At 71.4% G+C, this 22,534-nt stretch carries 22 protein-coding genes and 2 tRNA genes; 10 read left to right on the top strand and 14 right to left on the bottom strand.

The genetic code is table 11. The annotated features are described in order from the left end of the window. Positions 1–43 precede the first annotated feature (43 nt). The 4 genes from rsrA to ACWD3E_RS25240 form a co-directional block, all read right to left on the bottom strand. On the bottom strand, positions 44–346 hold the full coding sequence (gene rsrA / locus ACWD3E_RS25255) for a mycothiol system anti-sigma-R factor (protein WP_451351836.1): 303 nt from the start codon (positions 344–346) through the stop codon (positions 44–46). Further along, positions 343–1,062 (bottom strand): sigma-70 family RNA polymerase sigma factor, encoded by a 720-nt coding sequence (locus tag ACWD3E_RS25250; RefSeq protein WP_451389833.1) that lies wholly within the window; start codon positions 1,060–1,062, stop codon positions 343–345. The genes rsrA and ACWD3E_RS25250 overlap by 4 nt, the downstream gene beginning before the upstream one ends. Positions 1,063–1,327: 265 nt before the next feature. Next, positions 1,328–1,954 (bottom strand): alpha/beta hydrolase family protein, encoded by a 627-nt coding sequence (locus ACWD3E_RS25245; RefSeq protein ID WP_451389832.1) that lies wholly within the window; start codon positions 1,952–1,954, stop codon positions 1,328–1,330. A gap of 1 nt (position 1,955) precedes the next feature. Beyond that, positions 1,956–2,771 (bottom strand): SOS response-associated peptidase, encoded by an 816-nt coding sequence (locus ACWD3E_RS25240; RefSeq protein ID WP_451389831.1) that lies wholly within the window; start codon positions 2,769–2,771, stop codon positions 1,956–1,958. Between the two features lie 105 nt (positions 2,772–2,876). On the opposite strand from ACWD3E_RS25240, the gene ACWD3E_RS25235 reads away from it, so the two are divergent. The 4 genes from ACWD3E_RS25235 (at position 2,877) to ACWD3E_RS25220 (ending at position 6,403) form a co-directional block, all read left to right on the top strand. After that, positions 2,877–3,599, top strand: a complete 723-nt coding sequence (locus ACWD3E_RS25235) for a M50 family metallopeptidase (protein WP_451389830.1) — start codon at positions 2,877–2,879, stop codon at positions 3,597–3,599. A 28-nt stretch (positions 3,600–3,627) separates the two neighbouring features. After that, the gene (gene aroA / locus ACWD3E_RS25230) at positions 3,628–4,968 is read left to right on the top strand and encodes a 3-phosphoshikimate 1-carboxyvinyltransferase (protein ID WP_451389829.1); all 1,341 of its coding nucleotides are present in this window, start codon (positions 3,628–3,630) and stop codon (positions 4,966–4,968) included. A 16-nt stretch (positions 4,969–4,984) separates the two neighbouring features. Continuing rightward, entirely contained in the window at positions 4,985–5,995 is a 1,011-nt protein-coding gene (gene rsgA / locus ACWD3E_RS25225; RefSeq protein ID WP_451389828.1) for a ribosome small subunit-dependent GTPase A, read from the top strand. Between the two features lie 84 nt (positions 5,996–6,079). Beyond that, positions 6,080–6,403, top strand: a complete 324-nt coding sequence (locus tag ACWD3E_RS25220) for a DMT family transporter (protein WP_451389827.1) — start codon at positions 6,080–6,082, stop codon at positions 6,401–6,403. A 31-nt stretch (positions 6,404–6,434) separates the two neighbouring features. Here the strand turns inward: ACWD3E_RS25220 and ACWD3E_RS25215 are convergent, their stop codons facing one another. Further along, positions 6,435–8,228: an outer membrane protein assembly factor BamB family protein gene (locus ACWD3E_RS25215; protein WP_451389826.1), complete on the bottom strand. Its 1,794-nt coding sequence runs from the start codon at positions 8,226–8,228 to the stop codon at positions 6,435–6,437. Between the two features lie 105 nt (positions 8,229–8,333). Then, positions 8,334–8,942, bottom strand: coding sequence for a TetR/AcrR family transcriptional regulator (locus ACWD3E_RS25210; protein WP_451389825.1), 609 nt, complete (start codon positions 8,940–8,942; stop codon positions 8,334–8,336). 171 nt (positions 8,943–9,113) lie between these two features. Between ACWD3E_RS25210 and hisN the strand changes: the two genes are divergently transcribed. From hisN to ACWD3E_RS25195, 3 genes are all read left to right on the top strand, one after another. Next, a complete protein-coding gene (gene hisN / locus ACWD3E_RS25205; protein WP_451389824.1) occupies positions 9,114–9,914 on the top strand; it encodes a histidinol-phosphatase in 801 nt (266 codons plus the stop codon). 174 nt (positions 9,915–10,088) lie between these two features. Then, the gene (locus tag ACWD3E_RS25200) at positions 10,089–10,490 is read left to right on the top strand and encodes a CBS domain-containing protein (protein WP_451389823.1); all 402 of its coding nucleotides are present in this window, start codon (positions 10,089–10,091) and stop codon (positions 10,488–10,490) included. A 65-nt stretch (positions 10,491–10,555) separates the two neighbouring features. After that, the gene (locus ACWD3E_RS25195) at positions 10,556–10,972 is read left to right on the top strand and encodes a Fur family transcriptional regulator (protein WP_451389822.1); all 417 of its coding nucleotides are present in this window, start codon (positions 10,556–10,558) and stop codon (positions 10,970–10,972) included. 156 nt (positions 10,973–11,128) lie between these two features. Here the strand turns inward: ACWD3E_RS25195 and ACWD3E_RS25190 are convergent. The 4 genes from ACWD3E_RS25190 to ACWD3E_RS25175 all read right to left on the bottom strand — a co-directional run bounded on the left by ACWD3E_RS25190 (position 11,129) and on the right by ACWD3E_RS25175 (position 16,338). Continuing rightward, positions 11,129–11,202: transfer RNA gene (locus tag ACWD3E_RS25190), tRNA-Met, on the bottom strand. 68 nt (positions 11,203–11,270) lie between these two features. Continuing rightward, positions 11,271–13,085: a sel1 repeat family protein gene (locus ACWD3E_RS25185; protein ID WP_451389821.1), complete on the bottom strand. Its 1,815-nt coding sequence runs from the start codon at positions 13,083–13,085 to the stop codon at positions 11,271–11,273. 204 nt (positions 13,086–13,289) lie between these two features. After that, positions 13,290–13,363, bottom strand: a tRNA-Met gene (locus ACWD3E_RS25180). Between the two features lie 41 nt (positions 13,364–13,404). Continuing rightward, on the bottom strand, positions 13,405–16,338 hold the full coding sequence (locus ACWD3E_RS25175; RefSeq protein WP_451389933.1) for a UPF0182 family membrane protein: 2,934 nt from the start codon (positions 16,336–16,338) through the stop codon (positions 13,405–13,407). 164 nt (positions 16,339–16,502) lie between these two features. Here ACWD3E_RS25175 and ACWD3E_RS25170 point away from each other — a divergent pair, with 164 nt between their 5' ends. After that, the gene (locus ACWD3E_RS25170; RefSeq protein WP_451389820.1) at positions 16,503–17,045 is read left to right on the top strand and encodes a PPA1309 family protein; all 543 of its coding nucleotides are present in this window, start codon (positions 16,503–16,505) and stop codon (positions 17,043–17,045) included. An 81-nt stretch (positions 17,046–17,126) separates the two neighbouring features. On the opposite strand, the gene ACWD3E_RS25165 is transcribed toward ACWD3E_RS25170, so the two are convergent. The 4 genes from ACWD3E_RS25165 to ACWD3E_RS25150 all read right to left on the bottom strand — a co-directional run bounded on the left by ACWD3E_RS25165 (position 17,127) and on the right by ACWD3E_RS25150 (position 20,332). Beyond that, entirely contained in the window at positions 17,127–18,224 is a 1,098-nt protein-coding gene (locus tag ACWD3E_RS25165) for a YlbL family protein (RefSeq protein WP_451389819.1), read from the bottom strand. A gap of 36 nt (positions 18,225–18,260) precedes the next feature. After that, positions 18,261–18,446: a hypothetical protein gene (locus tag ACWD3E_RS25160; protein WP_451389818.1), complete on the bottom strand. Its 186-nt coding sequence runs from the start codon at positions 18,444–18,446 to the stop codon at positions 18,261–18,263. A gap of 193 nt (positions 18,447–18,639) precedes the next feature. Next, entirely contained in the window at positions 18,640–19,098 is a 459-nt protein-coding gene (locus ACWD3E_RS25155; RefSeq protein WP_451389817.1) for a molybdenum cofactor biosynthesis protein MoaE, read from the bottom strand. A 121-nt stretch (positions 19,099–19,219) separates the two neighbouring features. Next, positions 19,220–20,332 carry an SDR family oxidoreductase gene (locus ACWD3E_RS25150; RefSeq protein WP_451389816.1) on the bottom strand — a complete coding sequence of 371 codons (1,113 nt, stop codon included), beginning with the start codon at positions 20,330–20,332 and terminating at the stop codon, positions 19,220–19,222. A 192-nt stretch (positions 20,333–20,524) separates the two neighbouring features. On the opposite strand from ACWD3E_RS25150, the gene ACWD3E_RS25145 reads away from it, so the two are divergent. After that, positions 20,525–21,973, top strand: coding sequence for a zinc-dependent metalloprotease (locus ACWD3E_RS25145; protein WP_451389815.1), 1,449 nt, complete (start codon positions 20,525–20,527; stop codon positions 21,971–21,973). Further along, on the top strand, positions 21,970–22,491 hold the full coding sequence (locus tag ACWD3E_RS25140; RefSeq protein ID WP_451389814.1) for an NUDIX hydrolase: 522 nt from the start codon (positions 21,970–21,972) through the stop codon (positions 22,489–22,491). Before ACWD3E_RS25145 ends, ACWD3E_RS25140 begins: the two co-directional genes overlap by 4 nt. Positions 22,492–22,534 lie beyond the last annotated feature (43 nt).

Here is a 22,534-nt window from a genome sequence, read left to right as displayed (position 1 = left end):
GATGGCCCACGCGCCGTGACGGGCCGTGGACGAGCCCTTGGGCTCAGCCCTCCTGCGGTGTGGCGGTGATGTCGTGCTCGGGGACGGCCTGCCCGGAACGGATCAGGTCGATCCGCCCCATGACCTTGGCGCGCAGGTCCGAGGGCACGTCGTCATGCCCGCAGCACCGCTTGACCAGCTTCTTCACGGCCTGCTCCAGGCCGTACTTCTCCAGGCACGGCGAGCATTCCTCGAAGTGGTGCTCGAACTTCGTGCAGTCGGAGTCCGGCATCTCGTGGTCCAGGAACTCGTAGAGATGGTCGAGGACCTCACTGCAGTCAGTCTCGTGCGGCTCTCCGCAGCTCATGAGCCCGAGCCTTTCGCTTCGTTCGACTCTCCGGCGCCCGCCGGGACCAGCCCGCGCTCACGCGCGTAGTCCTCCAGCATTCCGCGCAGCTGACGGCGGCCCCGGTGCAGCCGGGACATCACCGTACCGATGGGTGTCCCCATGATGTCCGCGATCTCCTTGTACGCAAAGCCCTCTACGTCCGCGAGATACACGGCGATGCGGAACTCCTCGGGAATCGCCTGCAGCGCTGCCTTCACGTCCGAGTCGGGCAGATGGTCGAGCGCCTGCGACTCGGCGGAGCGCAGACCGGTCGACATGTGCGACTCGGCGCGGGCCAGCTGCCAGTCCTCGATCTCCTCGGCCGCGCTGCGCTGGGGTTCGCGCTGCTTCTTGCGGTACGAGTTGATGAAGGTGTTGGTGAGGATCCGGTACAGCCATGCCTTGAGGTTGGTGCCCTCACGGAACTGGTGGAAGGACGCGTACGCCTTGGCGTAGGTCTCCTGCACCAGGTCCTCGGCGTCGGCCGGGTTGCGCGTCATGCGCAGGGCGGCCGAGTACATCTGGTCGAGGTATTCGAGCGCGTCCCGTTCGAAGCGCGCACTGCGCTCCACGGCCGACTCGGAGGTCGGCGCGGCGTTCGTCTCCGCGTCCGTCCCCGCGCTCATGCCCTGGCCCTCGGGCAGCTCCGCCTGACCGTTGTCGGTCCCTGCGTCGGTCCCAGTGACCGGACCCACCTCCTCAAGATCCCGGGCAGGACCGAAGCCGGTCCCACTCGTTTCGGAGGATAGAACACGACCCGTGCCTCCCGCCGCTCGAATAGGAGCGGTCTTGGCCGCGTGCAGCACCGTCCAGTCCAGGTCAGCGCGGCTGCTGCGGCTCGGGCAAATGGTCGAACCCATGCGGCGGACTTCCTCTCCTACGACACCTACGGCACCGGTGCTGAGGCCTCAGCACTTCCGTCCCGCACAACAGCGCTCCGCCGCGTGGCATTCCCGGGGGTCACCCGAGTGACGCGATCCACCTCGTGACGCCCCCGGTGACCAGCTCCAGCGCCCGCTCCTGGGTGAGCTCCGCGCGCTTGGGCACGGCGAAGGCGTGATCGCCGTAGGGCACCTCGACCAGCTCGAATTCGCCCTCCGGAAACTCCGCCGGCTTCCCGAAGGGGTCGTTGCCGCCCTGCACGACCAGCGTGGGCACCCCGGCCCCGAGCAGTTCGTCGGCGCGGGACCTCTCCGGCTTGCCCGGCGGGTGCAGCGGGAAGCTGAGCGCGAGCACGGCACGGGCGCCCAGCTCGGTGGCCGTGCGGCAGGCGACGCGGGCGCCGGCGCTCCGGCCGCCGGAGATCACCGGCAGCTCCATCCCGGCCAGCGCGGGCCAGATGCCGCGCCAGGCGGTGTCCAGGGTCTTCGGCGCGGGCGCGACCTTCTTGCCCGCGACCCGCCAGGGCTGCTCGACGAGGGCCACGGTCACACCGTGGTCCGGGAGCACCCGGGCCAGGGCCTGGAGGTCCCGCGCCTCGACGCCGCCGCCGGCCCCATGGCTCATGGCCAGGACCAGCCGTGCCTGCTTCGCCCGGTGCCAGGTGACGCGTGCGGTCCCGGCGTCCGTCTCGACAATCTCGATCACGCTAGAAGAGTGTGCCCGCTTCCGGTGCCGCCAGCTCCTCGAGCAGCTCCGGGCCGTTGTTGCGGACGTTGCTGACGGCCGTGGGGACCGCGTAGGCGCGCATCAGGCCGGGCGGCGGCGGGGTCAGCAGGGTGCGCAGGTCGTCCGGGTCGGTGCGGGCGGGGTCCAGCCAGGCGTCCCAGCGGTCCGGGGTGAGCATGAGCGGCATCCGGGGGTGGATCTCGGCGAGGGTGTACGGGCCCTCGGCAGGGGCGACGGCCAGCGGGGTCGTCTCCGCCTCGGTGGTGATCACCGAGCAGGTCACCCACCAGGCCTGCGGGTGGTCGTCGGGCAGCGTCCGGTCGCGCCAGAACTCGTACAGGCCGGCCATCGCGAACACCGAGCCGTCGGCGGGCAGCACGAAGTACGGCTGCTTGCGGGGCCGCTTCTTCTTCCCCTCGACCTCAAGATCCCGCTCGTCCTTGCCGGTGACCCACTCGTAGTAGCCGTCGGCGGGCAGGATGCAGCGGCGGGCGGCGAAGGCGCGGCGGTAGGAGGGCTTCTCGTGCACGGTCTCGGCGCGCGCGTTGATCATCCGGGCGCCGCCCTCGGGCGTCTTGGCCCAGGACGGGACGAGCCCCCACTTCAGCTTGCGCAGCTGGCGAACCGGACGCGGGTCTTCCGCGTCTTTCAAGGGACGGTCGAGGACGGCGTAGACCTCCTTGGTCGGCGCCACGTTGTAGTCGGGCTCCAGGGTCTCCTCGGGTTCCCACTTCTCGATCTCGAAGATCCCCGCGAGATCCTCGGGCCTACGACTGGATGCATACCGTCCGCACATACGTGCCACACTGCCAGGCCCACCCGTCACCCGACCACCACCCCTCAACGACGGCGCTACGCGCCGACTGCTGTTGATCACGACGACCGGGAGCGCCTCACACAAATGCACAGCCTCGCCGACACCACGCTGTCCGGCCTCTGGGACCGGCTCACCGGTACCCAGCCCGACCCCGATCTGTGGGTGGTGCTCGCCACCCTGGGCGCGGCGCTCATGGTGACCGTCCCGCACGGTCCGTGGCGCCTGTCACGCAACGCCATCACCATCGCGCACGAGGGCGGCCACGGCCTGGTGGCCCTGCTGACCGGCCGCACCCTGACCGGCATCCGCCTGCACTCCGACACGAGCGGCCTGACCGTGAGCCGGGGCAAGCCGTACGGCCTCGGCATGATCCTGACGGCCGCCGCGGGCTACACCGCTCCCCCGCTGCTGGGCCTCGGCGGGGCCGCACTGCTGGCCGCCGGGCGCATCACCCTGCTGCTGTGGGTGGCGACCGCCCTGCTGGTGGTGATGCTGGTGATGATCCGGAACGCGTACGGGGTGCTGACGGTGGTGCTGGCCGGCGGCGCGTTCCTGCTGGTGTCGTGGCTGGCGGGGCCGCAGGTGCAGGCGGCCTTCGCGTACGCGGTGGTGTGGTTCCTGCTGCTCGGCGGAGTGCGGCCGGCCTTCGAGCTCCAGGCCAAGCGGGTGCGGGGAGGCGCGGGCGACTCGGACGCGGACCAGCTGTCGCGGCTGACGCACGTACCGGCGGGGCTGTGGCTGTTCCTGTTCCACGCGGTGTCCCTGTGCTCGCTCATAGGCGGGGGCCGCTGGCTGCTGGAAGGTTGATGCCTTGCCCTCCTTATAAAGTGGCCTCATGGCCCCGAACACCGCCCACCCCGCCCTCTGGCCCGCCCCCCACGCGAGCGGAGCCGTCGACGCGACGGTCCACGTGCCGGGGTCCAAGTCGGTCACCAACCGCGCCCTCGTGCTCGCCGCCCTCGCCTCCGAGCCCGGCTGGCTGCGCCGCCCGCTGCGCTCCCGCGACACGCTGCTGATGGCCGGCGCCCTGCGCGCCATGGGCGTGGAGATCGAGGAAACAGTGTCATCCAGCTCCTCCGTCGCGGGCGGCCCGGACGGCTCCGGGGAGGCCTGGCGGGTGCTGCCCACGGGCCTGCGCGGCCCGGCCACGGTCGACGTCGGCAACGCCGGCACCGTGATGCGCTTCCTGCCGCCGGTGGCCGCGCTGGCCGACGGCCCCATCCGCTTCGACGGCGACCCGCGCTCGTACGAGCGTCCGCTGCACGGCGTGATCGACGCGCTGCGCGTCCTCGGCGCCCGGATCGACGACGACGGCCGGGGCGCGCTGCCGCTGACCGTCCACGGCGGCGGGGCCCTCGAAGGCGGCCCGGTGTCGATCGACGCCTCCTCGTCCTCCCAGTTCGTGAGCGCGCTGCTGCTTTCCGGCCCCCGCTTCAACCAGGGCGTCGAGGTCCGGCACACCGGCGCGACCCTGCCGTCCATGCCGCACATCCGGATGACCGTCGACATGCTGCGCGCGGTCGGCGCCCAGGTGGACACCCCGGAGTCGGGAGGCGAGCCGAACGTGTGGCGGGTGACGCCGGGCGCGCTGCTCGGCCGGGACCTGACGATCGAGCCCGACCTGTCCAACGCCCAGCCGTTCCTGGCGGCGGCCCTGGTCACGGGCGGCAAGGTGCTGATCCCGGACTGGCCGACCCGCACCACCCAGCCGGGTGACCGGCTCCGGGAGATCTTCACCGAGATGGGCGGTTCCTGCGAACTCACCGAATACGGGCTGGAGTTCACCGGCTCGGGCGCCATCCACGGCATCGACGTCGAGCTGGGCGACGTCGGCGAGCTGACCCCGGGCATCGCGGCGGTCGCCGCGCTCGCGGACTCCCCGTCCACCCTGCGGGGCGTGGCGCATCTGCGACTGCACGAGACGGACCGGCTGGCCGCGCTCACCAAGGAGATCAACGAACTCGGCGGTGACGTGACCGAGACGGCCGACGGCCTGCACATCCGCCCGCGCAAGCTGCACGGCGGGATCTTCCACACCTACGAGGACCACCGCATGGCGACCGCCGGCGCGATCATCGGCCTGGCGGTCGAGGGCGTGCAGATCGAGAACGTGGCGACGACCGCGAAGACGCTGCCGGACTTCCCCGACCTGTGGACCGGGATGCTGGGGAACTGACGGGCGGACTGGAATCATGCGCCGCTACGGCAAGCACACCGACGAGGACGACATCCGCAGCCGTCCCAACCGCAAGGGCAACCGGCCGCGGACCAACATCCGGCCCAAGCACGAGGACGCGGCGGAGGGGCTGGTCCTCACCGTCGACCGGGGCCGCCTGACCTGCCTGGTCGACGACCGGCCGGTCATGGCGATGAAGGCCCGTGAACTGGGCCGCAAGGCGGCCGTGGTGGGCGACCGGGTGGCCCTGGTCGGTGACCTGTCCGGCAAGAAGGACACGCTCGCGCGGATCGTGCGCATCGAGGAGCGCAGCTCGGTGCTGCGCCGCACGGCCGACGACGACGATCCGTTCGAGCGGGTGGTCGTCGCCAACGCCGACCAGCTGGCGATCGTCACCGCCCTCGCCGACCCGGAGCCGCGTCCCCGGCTGATCGACCGCTGTCTGGTCGCGGCCTACGACGGCGGTCTGGAGCCGCTGCTGGTGATGACCAAGTCGGACCTGGCCCCGCCGGACAAGCTGCTGGAGCTGTACGGCACGCTCGACATCCCGTACGTCGTCACCAGCCGGGACGAGCTGGAGAACGGCGGTGCGGCGGACCGGGTGCGCGAGCACCTGGACGGCCGGATCACCGCCTTCGTGGGCCACTCCGGCGTGGGCAAGACGACCCTGGTCAACGCGCTCGTACCGCAGGAGCGGCGGCGTACGACGGGTGTGGTCAACGCGGTGACCGGGCGCGGCCGGCACACCACCACCTCGGCGCTCGCCCTGCCGCTCGCCGACGGGGAGGGCTGGGTCGTCGACACCCCGGGCGTGCGCTCCTTCGGCCTCGCGCACATCGACCCGTCCCGGGTCATCCACGCCTTCCCGGACCTGGAGCAGGGCACGGAGGGCTGCCCGCGCGCGTGCAGTCACGACGAGCCGGACTGCGCGCTGGACGCGTGGGTCGAGGAGGGCCATGCGGACCCGGCCCGGCTGTACTCGCTGCGCCGGCTGCTGGCCACGCGGGAGCGCCGGGAGGGCGACTGAGCCCCGCGTTGTTTGCCGGGGTCCGGGGCCGGTAAGTGCATAATCGCACCGAGCCGGAGATCCGGATCAACAGGAGGACAGCGCATGGCGTGGCTGCTGGTCATCGTGGCCGGGATGCTGGAGACCGGTTTCGCCGTGTGCCTGAAGCTCTCCCACGGGTTCACCCGGCTGTGGCCGACGATCGCGTTCGCCTCCTTCGCCCTCGGCAGCTTCGGCCTGCTCACCCTCGCACTGAGGCGGCTCGACGTCGGCCCGGCCTACGCGGTGTGGACCGGGATCGGCGCGGCGGGCACCGCGATCTACGGCATGGTCTTCCTCGGCGACCTGGTGTCGACCCTGAAGCTCGTCTCGATCGGCCTCGTCATCGTCGGGGTGATCGGGCTCCAGCTGTCGGGCTCCGCCCACTAGTTGGTCTTCTGGTCGGTCGTCTGGTTGGTCTTCAGACCGGCATGGCGCGCCGGGCGCGGGCGGGCTTGTGGCCGGTCTCGGCGTCCAGGGCGAGGACCGTGCCGGCTCCGGTGCCGACGTGGACGACGCCGTCGGCGTACACGGGGCTGGTGCCGGGGCCGTCCAGTTTGTGCCGCCACAGGACCCTGCCGGTGGTGAGGCCGATGCGGAACAGGCTCCGCTGGGCCTTGGTGCTCACCAGCCAGCCGAAGAAGCCGCAGAGCGCCGGGGACGAGGCGCCGTAACGGTTCGGCAGGTGCCAAAGGGGCGAGCCGTCCGCGCTGTTGACCGCGTACAGCCCGCCATGGCTGTCGCCGGCGTAGACCACGCCGTCGCCGCGCGCCGCGGTGTTGTCGAGCACACCCGACGCCTGGGCACGCCAAAGACGCTCGCCGGTGGCCGCGTCCCAGGCGTACAGCCGGCCCAAGCCGCTGCCCGTGACGACCACGCCGTCGGCGACGCTCGGGGTGCAGCAGCTCAGCTGGTTCTCGGCGGAGCCCTGGTGCCACAGCTCCTCGCCGCTCGCCGCGTCCAGCGCGGTCAGCTCGGCGCGGGCGCCCTGCACGAACACCCGGCCGTCGGCCACGGCGGCGCCCGCCGCCGACCCTTCGGGCAGCCGGGCCCGCCAGCGCTCGTCGCCGGTGGCCGCGTCCAGCGCGGTGACCCGGCTGGCGTCGCGCAGCAGGAAGGCCGGGTGGTGGACGGTGAACACCACACCGTCGGCGACCACGGGGTCGCCGGAGTGGCCGACCCGGCGCAGCCAGCGCTCCTCTCCGGTGTCCGCGCTCAGCGCGTGCAGCAGGCCCGACTCGCCGACCACGTACACGGTCCCGTCGGCGACCGCCGGGCTGCGCCGCAGCGGGGCGTGCGTGTCGAAGGACCAGCGCGGCCGGCCGCTCACCGCGTCCAGCGCGTAGCAGCGGCCGTCGGCGCAGTTGACGTACACGGTGCCCGCGCAGACGACGGGCTCGGCGGCGACCGCGTCCGGCAGCCGGACGCTCCACGCCTCGAAGCCGGCCGGCCGTATGCCCTGCGGGTAGGCACCGGTGTGCGCGGGGCCGCCGCGGAACATCGCGGAGGGGCCGGTACCGGGCCGCTCGGCCGCGGATTCGGGGTCCTCCGTGTCGGCGACTGCGGTCCGGGCGGCGGGGGCCATGTCCGCGTGGTCGCCCCACAGCCGCGGATCCATCAGGTCCACCAGGCCCGCCAGCGACCGCAGTTGGGCGAGCACCTCCTGGCTGTCGTCGTCAGCCCGGGCCGCACCCTCGGGCTCGGCGTAGAAGAGATACGAGCCGTCCACCTGCCACTCGTGCCAGCGGCGGTCGTCGGCGTACTCCCGCACGGCCGGGGTGAGCAGCAGCGCGGCGGTCTCCGGGTCCAGCGTCTCCACGACGTGGACGGCGTCGTAGACGGGGTCGCCGGTCTCGTAAAGGTGGCGGTCCTGGCGCTCGGCCACGAGCCGCTTCAGCATCGGGACCATCGAGTCCGCGGCCACCCCGTGCCGGCTCACCGCGACCAGCGGCACCATCCACGGCAGGTACACGAGATGGACGGTGCGCACGGCGTACGGCGGCTCGGTCACGAACACGTCGAAGACGGTGACGTCGCGGCCGTCGAGGGAACCGCTCACCACGTTGAGCTCCTGGGCCAGCTCGGGGTCTACGCCGAGCGCCGCCGCGCAGTGCCGCAGCAGGTCGTCGTGCCACTCCGAGAACGACCACCCCTGCTCCTCGGCGAGCCGGCGTCGCGCCTTCTCCCGGCGCCGCAGATCGACCTGCTTCCCCATGCGCACCTCCCCATCGGCCCATCGAGCCTACCCAGCCCAGGGCGGGGGTACGGCGCCAACTCCCCCTGGATGAGCGGAAGTAGCCGTAGCGGGGGGATCGGTTCGTCAGGCGGGTTGCCGCGACAGGACGCCGCGCACCAGCTCCGCGGCCCCGCCGTCCCCCGGCGGCGCGGCCACGCAGGACAGCGCGAGGCGTACGACCAGCTCGCAGGAGCGCGTCAGTTCGGCGCCGTCGGCCTTCGTGGCGCCGGGGCCTCCGAGCACCGCCACCGCGCGGTCCCGCACGATCCGCACGAAGTCCGTGGGCGACGGCAGCGGCCCGTCCGCCCGGCGCTGCGCCGGCACCGAGGCGGAGGACGGCACGGCGGAGAGCCCCGGCCTGGGCAGGCGCTCGCTCCAGCAGCCGGTGAGCATGGCCCGGACCAGCGCGTTGTCCCGGGCGACGGCAGCCGTCCACTCGACGGTGGCGGTGAGCCGCTCCAGGGGCTCGGCGGAACCGGAGAGCGCCCGTTCGACCCCGGCGAGATAGCCGTCGGCCTCGCGTCGCACCAGGGCGCGGGCCAGCCCGTCCTTGCCGCCGAACTCGTTGTACAGGGTCTGCCGGGACACCCCGGCAGAGGCGGCCACGTCGACCATCCGCACAGCGGACCACGGCCGGCGCGCGAGCGCTGTGTACGCGGCGTCCAGCAGAGATTCCCGGGCAGCAGGCATCATCGCCTCCCTGGGGCGAGCGGCACTGCGCCCAGATTTGACGCGCGTACATGCACTGTCAAGGGTTCGCGGTGGTATACGGGGGCGCACGGCGGCCTCCCGCCCTCCCCTTGGCCCGTCGGGCCTCCGGGGGCCCTGTGGCCGGTGCCGGGCCCGGCAGATACCGTTCGTTACATGCCGGACTACCTCGACGATCTGCGCCTCGCCCACGTCCTCGCGGACGCCGCCGACGCCGCCACCATGGACCGCTTCAAGGCGCTCGACCTGAAGGTGGAGACCAAGCCGGACATGACGCCGGTGAGCGAAGCGGACAAGGCGGCGGAAGAACTGATCCGCGCCCAGCTCCAGCGTGCCCGCCCCCGGGACGCGATCCTCGGCGAGGAGTACGGCGTCGAGGGCACCGGCCCGCGCCGCTGGGTGATCGACCCGATCGACGGCACCAAGAACTACGTCCGCGGCGTCCCCGTCTGGGCCACGCTCATCTCCCTGATGGAGGCGGGCGAGGGCGGGTACCACCCCGTCGTGGGCGTCGTCTCCGCCCCGGCGCTCGGCCGCCGCTGGTGGGCCGCGAAGGGCCACGGCGCGTTCACCGGGCGCAGCCTGTCCTCCGCGAGCCGTATCCATGTCTCCGGCGTCGGCAGGCTCGCGGACGCCTCCTTCGCGTACTCCTCCCTGTCCGGCTGGGAGGAGCAGGGCCGCCTGGACGGCTTCCTCGACCTGACCCGCGCGGTGTGGCGCACGCGCGCGTACGGCGACTTCTGGCCCTACATGATGGTCGCCGAGGGCTCGGTGGACATGTGCGCCGAGCCGGAGCTGTCCCTGTGGGACATGGCTGCCAACGCGATCATCGTCACCGAGGCGGGCGGCACCTTCACCGGCCTCGACGGCCGCCCCGGCCCGCACAGCGGCAACGCGGCGGCGTCCAACGGCCTGCTGCACGACGAGCTGCTGGGGTATCTCAACCAGCGCCAGTGACCGGCGAGGGAGTCCCGCGCACGCCCTCAACTGGCGTCGCGCGCCCTCTTGTTGACCCGTCCTTTACCTGGCACTCTGAAGCCACCGCCCACTTGTGAACTTGTGCAATGCCGAACAGGCGCCTCCGGCGCCGGGCTTGCACCTGTTCGGAATTCGTAGGAGGTGGCCCATCCCATGCTCGTCCGTGACGCCATGAGCACGATGATCCTCACCATCGGCCCCGCCCACACCCTCCGCCAGGCAGCGGCCCTGATGTCCGCCCGCCGCGTCGGCGCCGCCGTGGTCCTCGACCCGGACGCCGGCGGCATCGGCATCCTGACCGAACGCGACATCCTCAACTCCGTGGGCCTGGGCCAGGACCCGGACACGGAACGCACCCACGCCCACACCACCACCGACGTCGTCTTCGCCACCCCCACCTGGACCCTGGAGGAGGCCGCCCGCGCCATGACCCACGGAGGCTTCCGGCATCTGGTCGTCCTCGACGCGGGCGAGGCGGCGGGCATCGTCTCGGTCCGCGACATCATCCGCTGCTGGGTTCCCGCGCGCCGGTCAGCGATGATGGACGTTGTCTAAGTCAATTGAAGGTCCAAAGTCACACCCATTCGTGACCTGGTCGCCTTGCTGTTAGGCTGGTAGCCATGAGTGACCTTCTGGAACGGCTGCGCGGACGCGGATGGCGGATGACCGCGCAGCGGCGCGTCGTGGCCGAGGTTCTCGACGGCGAGCACGTTCACCTGACGGCCGACGAGGTCCATGCGCGGGCTGTCACGAAGCTCCCCGAGATCTCCCGGGCGACCGTCTACAACACGCTGGGCGAGCTGGTTTCCCTCGGCGAGGTGCTCGAGGTCAGCACGGACAAGCGCGCCAAGCGGTACGACCCGAACGCGCACCGGCCGCACCATCACCTGGTCTGCGCGAGCTGCGGCTCGATCCGGGACGTCCACCCGACGGGCAACCCGCTCGCCGACCTCCCCGACACGGAGCGCTTCGGCTTCACGGTGTCGGACGTCGAGGTGACGTACCGGGGGCTGTGCCCGGACTGCGCGGGGGCGTGACGGACTCGTGAGCGAGAGGGGGCGTAAGCCCCCTTTTTTCTTGCTCCTTTTTCTTGCTGCTTTTTCTTGCTCCGGAACTTCCCGCTCCGGAGCCATTTGCTCCTGAACACACCTAGGGCCGGAACCCATCTCTGGATTCCGGCCCTAGGCCTTCAGTAGCGGGGACAGGATTTGAACCTGCGACCTCTGGGTTATGAGCCCAGCGAGCTACCGAGCTGCTCCACCCCGCGTCGGTGAACATGACGTTACGCGAGGGAAGCCCGCCGAAGCAAATTCATTGGGGGCGAAGTGGCCGGGGTCACGCCGAGAGCTCTTCGCGCAGCGCGTCCCGCAGCCGTCCCGCCCGCTCCGCGACCTCCGCCGGTCCCAGCTCCACCGCCCGGCCGGCCCACTTCTGCCCCTCCGCCAGCTCGCCACGGCGGGCGTAGACGAGGGCCAGCCGCAGCGCCGCCCGCCCGTGCCCCGCGTCGGCGGCCCGGGTCCACCACACCGCGGCCTCCGGCTCGCTGCCTTCGCGGGCCAGGAGCAGCCCCAGGTTGAAGGCGCCGTTGCGGGAGCCGGCCTCCGCCGCCGTCCGGTACCACCGCGCGGCCTCGACCACGTCACCCCGGGCCGCCGCAAGCATGCCCACCCGTACCTGGGCGCGCCGGTGCCCCTGGGACGCCGCACGCTCGTACCACTCCTCGCACTCGGTCTTCTCGTGCACGATCTCGCCCAGCTCGTGCGCGGGCTCCGGCGGCCGGCGCGCGTCGAGCACGGTCGCCAGCCGGTACGCGGCCTCCGCGCTGCCGCCGCCCGCCGCGCACCGCAGATGCCGCTCGGCGGCCGGCTCGTCCCCCTCGCGCAGCCGGGCGATGCCGACCTGGAGGGCGGCCTCGGTGTGCCCCGCGGCGGCGGCCCGCTCGTACCAGCGCAGCGCCATCCCGTCCTCGCCGCGCCCGGCGTACAGGATGCCGAGGTTGAAAGCGGCGTCGACACTGCCGGCCTCGGCGGCCTTGGAGAACCACGGCTCCGCCCCGGTGGTGTCGCTGCCGTGGAGCAGCAGGATGGCCAGCGCGTTCGCGGCCTCCCGGTGCCCGGCGTAGGCGGCCCGCCGGTACCACTGCTCGGCCTGTGCGGTGCGGCCCTGCTCGGCGCAGAGCAGCCCGAGGTTGTACGCGCCGTTGTCGTCCCCGGCGTCCATCGCCGCCCGGTACCAGCGCTCGGCGGTCTGCGTCTCGCCGCGTTCGGCGTGCAGCGCGCCGAGCGCGTTGGCGGCGTTGCCGTCGCCGTCCTGGGCGGCGCGCAGCCACCACACGGCGGCGCTCTCGGTGTCCCCCGCGTCGCGCAGCAGGAAGCCGAGCGCGCAGGCGGCCCGCGCGTCGCCGTCCTTGGCGGAGGTCAGGTACCAGCGCCCGGCCTCCTTGAGTTCGCCGCGCTTCTCCAGGATCGCGCCGAGGTGCAGCGCGGCCCGCCGGTGACCGCGCGCGGCGGCCTGCCGGTACCACTGCTCGGCCTCCGCGACAGCGTTGTCGGCCCCGGCATCGTCCTCGCGCACGGCGGCCCGCTGGTCGAGCGCGCGCGCCAGCCGGTAGGCGGCCTCGCGGTGCCCGCGCTCGGCGGCGGCCCGCATCCACTGCTCGGCGCTGGCGTCGCCGCGGTGCTCCAGCAGGTCGGCGAGTGCGTAGGCGCCGAGGGCATGGCCCTGCTCGGCGGACTGGCGCAGCCAGTACTCGGCGGCGGGCTCGTCCCCGCGCTCGCGGTGGTGGCGGCCGAGGGCGTGCGCTGCGGCGGCGGAACCGGCGACGGCGGCGATCCGCCACCAGCCGGCCGCCTCGTCCGCGTATCCGCGCTGGTGGAGGAGGACGCCCAGGTTGTTGGCGGCGGCCCGGTCACCGGCCGCGGTGGCGGCGCGCAGCTGGGGTTCGGCTCCCTCGACGTCGCCACGGCGCAGCAGCATGGCTCCGAGGACGCTCATGGCTTCGGCGTCGCCGGTCTCGGCGGCGAGCCGAAGACGTACCTCCTCGGCGGCCTCCCCCATGTCGTCCCGTTCGTCACGGGACGCTTCCCCACCGGAAGGCTGCACAAATCGCCCTGTACTGAACAGAGTTGCCTTGTCCCCCATAACGTCCATCGTCGCACCACCTGCAACCTGGGTACACCCGGTATACCGCAGCCCGTGAGGTCACTTCAGCGTTTTGTCGACATGCCCACAGAGAGACAAGTCAAACACACATGCACCAACTCCCCACGGCGGCGCGGCCATCCGCCCACTCCGGACATGAGTTCGCACACCACGAAGGCCCGGATCCCTGAGGATCCGGGCCTTCGACTTCAGTAGCGGGGACAGGATTTGAACCTGCGACCTCTGGGTTATGAGCCCAGCGAGCTACCGAGCTGCTCCACCCCGCGCCGTTGCACTAGAACAGTACCACGGCGCGGAGTGTGCTTGATCAACCGCTCTTCTCGCCGCCGCTCGCGCTGCCGCTCCTGCCGCCGTTCTTGCCGTTGGCCCCGGCGGCCTTGGACTGGGCGTCCTTGGCCCGCTGCAGCGCGTCCTTCAGGTCCTTCTGCGCCTTGGCGTACGCGCTCCAGTCCGGCCCCCCCGGCTTCTGCAGGGCCTGCTGCCCGGCGTCGAAGGCCTTCTGGGCGTCGTCCAGGGCCTGTTGGACGGTCGGGTTGCCGGACGCGGGCGGTCTGGTGGTGCCGGTGTCCGGTGGCGTGGTGGTGGAACCCTTCACTCCGAAGACCTTGTCGAGGGCTTCGTCGAGCGTGTTCTCGAACGCGGTCTTCCCGCCGTAGGTGACCAGCACCTTCCGCAGCAACGGGTACTTCAGTCCGCCGCCGCGTACATAGACCGGCTCCACGTAGAGCAGTCCGCCGTCCAGCGGCACGGTCAGCAGGTTGCCGTACTCCACCTCGGAGTCGCCGCCCTTGAGCAGTTTGATGGCGGCGGCAATGTCCTGTTCGGAGTTGAACTGGCTCTGGACCTGCTTGGGCCCGTCGACCGTCGTGCTCGTCGGCAGTTTCAGGATTCTGATCTTGCCGTAGTCGCTGCTGCCGGCCTGCGAGTCGACCGTCATGAACGCGCTCAGGTTGTAACGCCCGTTGGGCGTGAACGTCGTCGACAGCGAGAACGCCTGCTTGGCCTGGTCCGGCATCTTCATGCTCAGGTAGTACGGCGGCACCGCGTTGCCCGACTTGTTGGTCGGGTCGTCCGGCACCTGCCAGACCTCGCTGCCGGTGAGGAACGTCTGCGCGTCCGACACGTGGTAGCGGGTGAGCAGCTCGCGCTGCACCTTGAACAGGTCCTGCGGGTAGCGCAGATGGGCCAGCAGGTCCGCGGAGATGGCGCTGCGCGGCTTCACCGTGCCGGGGAAGGCCCTCATCCAGGTCTTCAGCACCGGGTCCTTGGTGTCCCACTGGTAGAGCTTGACGTCACCGGTGTACGCGTCGACGGTCGCCTTCACCGAGTTGCGGATGTAGTTGACCTGGTTCTGCTGGGCCACCACCGCGCGGTTGTTGTTGTTCGCGGTCAGCGAGTCGGCCGTCGTGTCACCGAGGGTCGTACGGGAGGAGTACGGATAGCCGTTCGAGGTCGTGTAGGCGTCGACGATCCACTGGATGCGGTGGTTCACCACCGCCGGATAGGCGTCGCCGTCGATGGTCAGCCAGGGCGCGACCGCCTCGACGCGCTCCTTGGGCGTGCGGTTGTACAGGATCCGCGAGCCCTTGCCGATCGCCCCGGAGTACAGGATCTGCGGCTCGTTGAAGGCCACCGCGTATGCGGCCCGGTTGAGCGGGTTGTCGAGGTTCACCCCGCTCTTGCCCTGGTAGCTGGTGGTCTTCTCGCCGCTGTCGTCGGAGTAGTCGATCTCCTTCTGCGGGCCGCCGACGATCGAGTACGTGTTGGTCTTCTCGCCGTAGTAGATCCGCTGCTGGTACGCCCCCAGGGCGCCCTTGGACGGAAGGTCGTACTCGGTGAAGACGGGCTGGCCGCCGGAGTCGGCCTCGGTGCCCTTGGCGGCGACCACGCCGTAACCGTGCGTGTAGCGGAAGTGGTCGTTGATCCAGTTGTTCTTCGGGACGCCGGCCAGGTTCAGTTCGCGCAGACCGATGACGGTGTCTTGGTCCTCGGCCTTCTCGCCGTCCTTGGAGTACCGGTCGACGTCGAGGTTGGTCGGGAACCCGTAGTAGTTCTTCATCTGCTGAAGCTGCTGGAACGTCGGCGAGACGATGTTCGGGTCCATGATCCGGATGCTGGCCGCGCCGCTCACGTCGTCGCGCAGCTCGGTCTTGTCCTTCGTCATGGACTGACCGGAGTACTCGGTGACCTGGGCGTCGTCGATGCCGTACGCCTCGCGCGTCGCCTTGAGGTTCTTCTGGACGTACGGGGCTTCCTTGGCCTGCTCGTTGGGCTGGACCTGGAACTTCTGCACGATGGCCGGGTACAGGCCGCCGATCAGGATCGCCGAGAGGACCATCAGACCGAAGCCGATGACGGGCAGCTGCCAGGTGCGCCGCCACAGGGTGGCGAAGAACAGCAGCGCGCAGATGACGGCGATGCAGAACAGGATCGTCTTGGCCGGCAGATACGCGTTGGCGTCGACATAGCGCAGGCCTGTCCAGTCGCCGGTCGCCTTGAAGTCGCTGGACTTGACCGCGAGGCCGTACCGGTCGAGCCAGTAGGCGACCGCCTTCAGCGCGACGAAGATGCCGAGGAGCACCGACAGATGCCCGGTCGCGGCGGCGGTGGCGCGCGCGCCCGGGCTGGTCACACGCAGCCCGCCGTACAGGTAGTGGGTGAGCGCGGCGGCGATCAGGCACAGGATCGCGGCGGCGAAGCCGAAGCCCAGCAGGAAGCGGTACCAGGGCAGGTCGAAGGCGTAGAAGGAGACGTCCAGGTGGAACTGGGGGTCCTTCTGGTGGAAGGGCACGCCGTTGACCCACATCAGCCACGTCCGCCACTGGCTGGAGGCGGAGGCGCCGGCGATCAGGCCGACGAGGGCGGAGACGGAGAGCAGCAGCCACTTCTTGTACGGCGCGATGCCCATCCGGTAGCGGTCCAGGCTCTGCTGCTCCATGGACATGGCGCTCAGCGGGGGCCGCAGCCGGTGCGCGAGCCAGATGTTCAGCCCGACCGCGACGGCCATCAGCAGGCCGAAGACGGAGAAGAGCCCGATCTTGGTCCACAGCACGGTGGTGAACACGGACGAGTAGTGCACCGACCGGTACCACAGCCAGTCCGTCCAGAAGCCCGCGAACATGGTGAAGGCCATACCGAGGACGGCAAGCACGCCCAGAGTCGTCAGGAGCGTGCGGACACGCCGGGACGGGCTGCCCGCTCTCATCCGCGGCCCCGTCGGGCCTCCGCCGCGGTCCGGCATCTGGAAAGCCAAGGTGCGCACCTCGAAGTCGCTGTCGATCCGTCAGGCCCTCGTGTTCGCGGGCCCGCCGTGGCCCCCCCGTGATCGCGGGTCCACACCTATGCAACTTACTCGCGGCCTACGCGGTTCCCGGTTCCGGCCGGGAACGAGGCAGGATTGTGACCATGTCCAACACTCCCATGGCGGCGAGCCCGCTCACCCGGGCCGTACTCGAGATCGACGAGTACGCCTCCAGCCTCGGCTGGGACCAGCCCGCCCGCCTCTTCGCCCTCGTAGACACCGCACGGCTGCGAGTCCAAGAACCCTCCCTCGCGGCCCAGCTCGGCCTGGAGGACGAGTCCGAGACCTCCGGTCTCACCCCGATCGAGCAGGACGAGATCCCCGCGGGCAAGCCGCTCGACGAGTTCCTCGGCACCATCGCCTGGCCCGACGCGGTGGTCGGGTGCGCGCTCACGGTGGAGCGCCTGATGCTGCCCCCGTCCGCCGAGACGCAGGTCCCCTCCAACCTGAGCGAGGCCAAGCTGGCCAAGTGGGTCGCGGCGCACCCCGAGCGCCAGGAGGTCCGCATGACGGTCGCGGTGCTGCGCGACGGCAGCCGCGAGTCGGCGCTGCGGCTGCGCGAGAAGGACTCCCCGACGGAGGTCCTGACCGGCCCCGACCTGGTGCCGGGCCTCGCGGAGGCCCTGGCGGCGACGTTCGCGGACTGACCTTCTCCGGTACGGCAATGGGGGCGCCCCGAGTGGGACGGGCGCCCCCAGCCGTGTTCCGGGCCGCTCAGGCCCTTGATGTCAGCCCTTGGTGGTGCACTTGGGCAGGGCGGCGGTGTCGCCGCTGCGGATGTCCTTCAGCGCGTCGAGGGCGTCACCGATGGTCTTCACCTTGACGAGGGTGAGCCCGTCCGGGGTGTCCTTGGCGGCGGACGCGCAGTTGTCGGCGGGCGTCAGGAAGTACTGGGCGCCCTTGTCGCGCGCGCCGACGGTCTTCATCTCGATGCCGCCGATCGGCCCGACCGTGCCGTTGTCGTCGATCGTTCCGGTGCCGGCGACGAACTTGCCTCCGGTGAGATTGCCGGGGGTGAGCTTGTCGTAGATGCCGAGCGCGAACATCAGGCCGGCGCTCGGCCCGCCGACGTCGGCGAGCTTGATGTCGATGGTGAACGGGAAGGTGTGGTCGGTCCCGGCGGAGATGCCGACGATGGCGCGCTTGGGCCCGCTGTCTTCGGAGGCCGCGGTCGTGATGGTCACGTCCTGCGTCTTCGTCGCCGTCCGGTGCTCCTTCTCGGCGGCGGCCTGCTCCTTGGCGGGCACGACGGTGAACACCACCTTCTGCCCCGGCTTGTGCCTGGTCACCAGCTTGGCGACATCGGCGGGCTGCTTCACGGCCGAGCCGTCAACGGCCTTGATCACGTCACCGGCGTGCAGCCTGCCCTCGGCCGGTGATCCCTTGACGACGGTGGAGACGATCACCCAGGACTTCACCGGGACGCCCAGCTCCTTCAGGGCGGCGACCTTGGCGCTCTCCTGGGACTGGCTGAACTCCTCGGCGTTCTCCTGGGTGGACTGCTCCTCGGTCTTGCCGTCCGGGTAGAGCGTGTCGTGCGGCACGATCTTGCTGTCGTGCGCCAGCCAGCCGTAGACGGCCTCCACCAGGTTCATCCGGAAGTCGGCGCTGGTGACGCGGACGGTGGTCATGTTCAGGTGACCGTCCGCCGCGTAGGTCTTGTGCCCGGTGATCTGCAGCACCGGCTCGCCGTCGTGCTCCCCGAGCGTGTTCACGGTCGGGCCCGGGGACATCTCCGAGTACGGCACGGGGATGAGCACTCCCGCGCACAGGAGCGCGATCAGCATCAGGGTCGAGGCGAGCATCGTCGCGGTGCGGCGTGGCATGCCACGACAGTACGGGACGCCTCTGTCAGCGCACCGTCAGGGCACCCGGTCAGGCTCCGCGGGCACCCTCGGGGGCTTCTCCATGGCCGCGCGGAAGCGCGCATACCCGTCCAGCTCGGGCCCGTCGCCGCGTACCCTGCGGGTCCGGTTGGCCCAACTGCCCCACAGGCCTGCTGCGATCGCAGCCACTAGCGGAATCAGCAACCAGGCGAGCGCCGCCATGCCGACCTCCCAACCCCTTGAGCGTCCGCAACTGACTGATCAGCAGATTAACCATCTGCACTGACAACGCTCACGTCAGGGGGCCGGTTACGCAACCGGACGGGTGGTGAGCCAGGGGTGAGCGGGGTTGGGACCTCTCAGCAGGCCCCGACCCGTCCTCCCGTCGCCCGACCACCACCCCTCAACGACGGCGCTACGCGCCGACCCATTCGTCGGTCCCGTCGGAGAACTTCTGGTGCTTCCAGATGGGCACCTCGTGCTTGAGGTCGTCGATGAGCTTCCGGCAGGCCTCGAAGGCCTCCGCGCGGTGCGGGCAGGCCACGGCGACGACCACGGCGAGATCCCCGACGCTCAGGTCCCCCACCCGGTGGACGGCGGCCAGCGCCCGCACCGGGAAGTCGGCGACGACCTTCTCGGCGATCCGCCGCATCTCGGCCTCGGCACTGGGATGGCATGAGTACCCGAGCGCGTCCACGTCGGCACCCCCGTCGTGATTGCGCACGGTGCCCACGAACAGGGCGATGCCCCCGGCGGAGTCCTCCCCGACGGCACCGAACACCTCGTCCACGGAGAGCGGAGTCTCCCGAATGCCGATCAGCTTGATGGGATCGTGTGCCGCCTGCTCACCGGGGTGATCGTTCGTTGCTGCCATGGGTCCATGGTGCCGCACGCCGCGGACCTCCCGGAATACGACTTTCACCAGGCACGCGCGGGGCGGCGTTTGGAGCCTTCTACAGTCACCTTCCGACGTGCCGGGACGGGCGGTGGGTGGGCTACAGCCGCCGCCGGGCCTTCCGGGCCCGCCGCACGACAGCGGCAGCGCCCAGCAGAGCCACCGTCGCCCCCGCGGCACCGGCGGCCGTCGCGTCCTTCCGCCCCAGCCGCCGCCCAGCAACCGTGTGCCGCCCGGAAACCTCCTCCAGCAGCTCCGCGAGCACCTCCTCGTTGGTCCACCGCGCTCGCCACCCGGCGTCATGCAGCCGGCTCCCGCTGACCACCCAGGGGTACATCGTGTACGCGAGGTCGCCCGCCGGGGACGGCGTGAGCCCGATCCGGTGCAGCCGGGCCGCCGCGCCGAGCGCGACCGCCGACGGAAGTTCCATCCGCCGGATCCCGCTCAGCTCCTCGACCTCCTCCTGCTCCAGCCACCCGTCGCAGCCGACGGCCAGCTCCCCGTCGACCTTCTCCAGTACGGCGTACTCCAGGGCGCTGCACAGGTCCTCCACGTGACAGAACTGCCACGCGGGCCGCGACCCGGCCACGACCAGCAGCCGAGGGGACTCGAAGTACCGGGTCAGCGCGGTGTCCGTCCCCCCGACCAGCACGGCGGGCCGTACGACGGTGACGTTCAGCCCCGGATGCGCCCGGGGAGCCCGCCGGGCGAGCCGCTCGATCTCCAGCAGGTCCCCCACGCCCGTGGCCTCGGCCGTCGCGCGCAGCTCGGCGTCCTCCGACAGGGGCAGCTCGTTGTCCGGCAGCGCTCCGTAGACCATCGCGGAGGTGCACAGCACCACCCGGTGCACCCCGGCCGCCGCGGCAGCGGTCAGCACGGTCTGCGTCCCCCGCACGTTGTACGCCGTCCGGGCGGCGGCCTCGCTGCCCAGGTCCAGGTCGAGCGCCAGATGCACCACCACGTCCGCGCCGCGCAGCTTCTCCGCGATCGCCGGGTCCCGTACGTCAAGGATGTGCCACTGCGCGTCCGCGCACTCCCCGCGCCGCTCGTCGATGGCGATGACCTGCTTGATCTCCGGGGACTGGGCCAGCCGCTCGGTGAGCAGCGCACCGACCCCGGTGGCGGCTCCGGTGACCGCGACGACGGGCCCGCGCACGGCGGGAGTGCTTTCATGGTTTCGCGCTGCGCGAACCTGCGGATCTGGGGAACTCACCAGGCGTCTCCAGCGGTTGTCTTCTGTACGGGCGCGAGCGACGCGTACGTACCAGGAGCATCCATCCTGCCGCAGGCCCTCCGTGGGCGAAGCACCGAGGCCCGATCGGGTCCGGGTGTCTACGCTGGGTGGTGTTGTCGGGCAGCCGCGCCGCCGGAGAGAAGCCGGTGGCCTTACCAGCCGAGGAACCCCGTGAGTGACACCCCATTCGGATTCGGCCTTCCGCCGGAGGAGCCGGAAGACGGCGACGAGGGCAAGGAGAAGGACCAGCAGAGCGGTGGTGGGCAGGGACCGGCCAACCCGTTCGGCTTCGGCCTGCCCGGAGCCGGAGGCTTTGGCGGCCCCGGCGCCGACAACCCGCTCGCGGCGATGTTCGGTTCCCTGAACCCAGCCGACCTGGGCGCCGCGTTCCAGCAGCTCGGCCAGATGCTCTCCTACGAGGGCGGCCCGGTGAACTGGGACATGGCCAAGCAGATCGCCCGCCAGACGGTCTCGCAGGGCACCCCGGACGGCACGAAGGACGCCAGCGTCGGCCCCGCCGAGCGCAAGGCGGTCGAGGACGCCGTCCGTCTGGCCGACCTGTGGCTGGACGACGCGACGTCCCTGCCGTCGGGCTCCGCCTCGGCGGTGGCGTGGTCCCGCGCGGAGTGGGTCGAGGCGACGCTGCCGGCCTGGCAGGAGCTGGTCGACCCGGTCGCCGAGCGCGTCGGCGCGGCCATGGGCGACGTCCTGCCGGAGGAGATGCAGGCCATGGCCGGCCCGCTGATCGGCATGATGCGCTCGATGGGCGGCGCCATGTTCGGCACGCAGATCGGGCAGGCCGTGGGCGTGCTGGCGGGCGAGGTCGTCGGCTCGACCGACATCGGCCTGCCGCTGGGCCCGGTCGGCAAGGCCGCGCTGCTGCCGGCCAACGTGGCGGCGTTCGGCAAGGACCTCGGTGTGCCGCTGGAGGAGGTGCGGCTCTACCTGGCCCTGCGTGAGGCCGCCCACCAGCGCCTGTTCGCGCACGTGCCGTGGCTGCGCTCACACCTGTTCGGCGCGGTCGACGGCTACGCGCGCGGGATCAAGGTCGACACGGCCAAGCTGGAGGACGTGGTCGGCCAGTTCGACCCGCAGAACCCCGAGCAGCTACAGGACGCGCTCCAGCAGGGCATGTTCCAGCCGGAGGACACCCCGCAGCAGAAGGCGGCCCTGGCCCGCCTGGAGACCGCTCTGGCGCTCGTGGAGGGCTGGGTGGACGCGGTGGTCCACGCGGCGGCGAAGCCCCGTCTGTCGTCCGCTGACGCGCTGCGCGAGACCCTGCGCCGCCGCCGTGCGACGGGCGGCCCGGCGGAGCAGACGTTCGCCACGCTGATCGGCCTGGAGCTGCGCCCGCGCCGGCTGCGGGACGCCTCCCGGCTGTGGGCCTCGCTCACGGACGCGCGCGGCGTGGACGGCCGGGACGGCCTGTGGGCCCACCCGGACATGCTGCCGACGGCCACCGACCTGGACGACCCGGACGGCTTCGTCCACCGCGAGCAGCTGGACTTCTCCGAGCTGGACAAGATGCTCGGCGAGGCGGCGGACGGCACCGCGGGCAAGCCGGACCTGCACAAGAAGGACGACGGCCAGAGCGACGACAAGGGCGACGGCACCGAGTGAGCCTCCATGACGACGCGGTCCTCGTGCTGAAGGGCTACGAGGACCAGGAAGAGCTGCGCCAGTCCTACCTGGAGCACCTGGAGGCCCATCCGGACGGCACCTGGAAGGCGTGCGAGGCGGGCCACATCACGGCGAGCGGCCTGGTGATCGACCGCGAGCACGGCCGGGTCCTGCTGACCCTCCACAAGAAGCTGCGGATGTGGCTGCAGATGGGCGGCCACTGCGAGCCGGGCGACGCCACCCTGGAGGCGGCGGCGCTGCGCGAGGCGACCGAGGAGTCGGGCATCACCGGGCTGACGCTGCTGCCCGGCGGCCCGGTCCGCCTGGACCGGCACCCGATCCCGGCGCCGTGCCACTGGCACTACGACGTCCAGTACGCCGTCCTGGCCCCGCCCGGCGCGGTGCAGGCGATCAGCGACGAGTCGCTCGACCTGCGCTGGTTCGCCTACGACGAGGTGGCCGCCGTAGCGGACGAGTCGGTCGTACGCCTGCTGGAAGCGACCCGCGCGCGCCTCTGAACACGAGGCATGTGCGCCTCCGGACACGAGGCATGTGCGCCTC

It is taken from the genome of Streptomyces sp. NPDC002676, assembly GCF_053592455.1.
The sequence above is the reverse complement of the archived record's forward strand: the minus strand, read 5'-3'. Positions and strand labels throughout refer to the sequence as shown.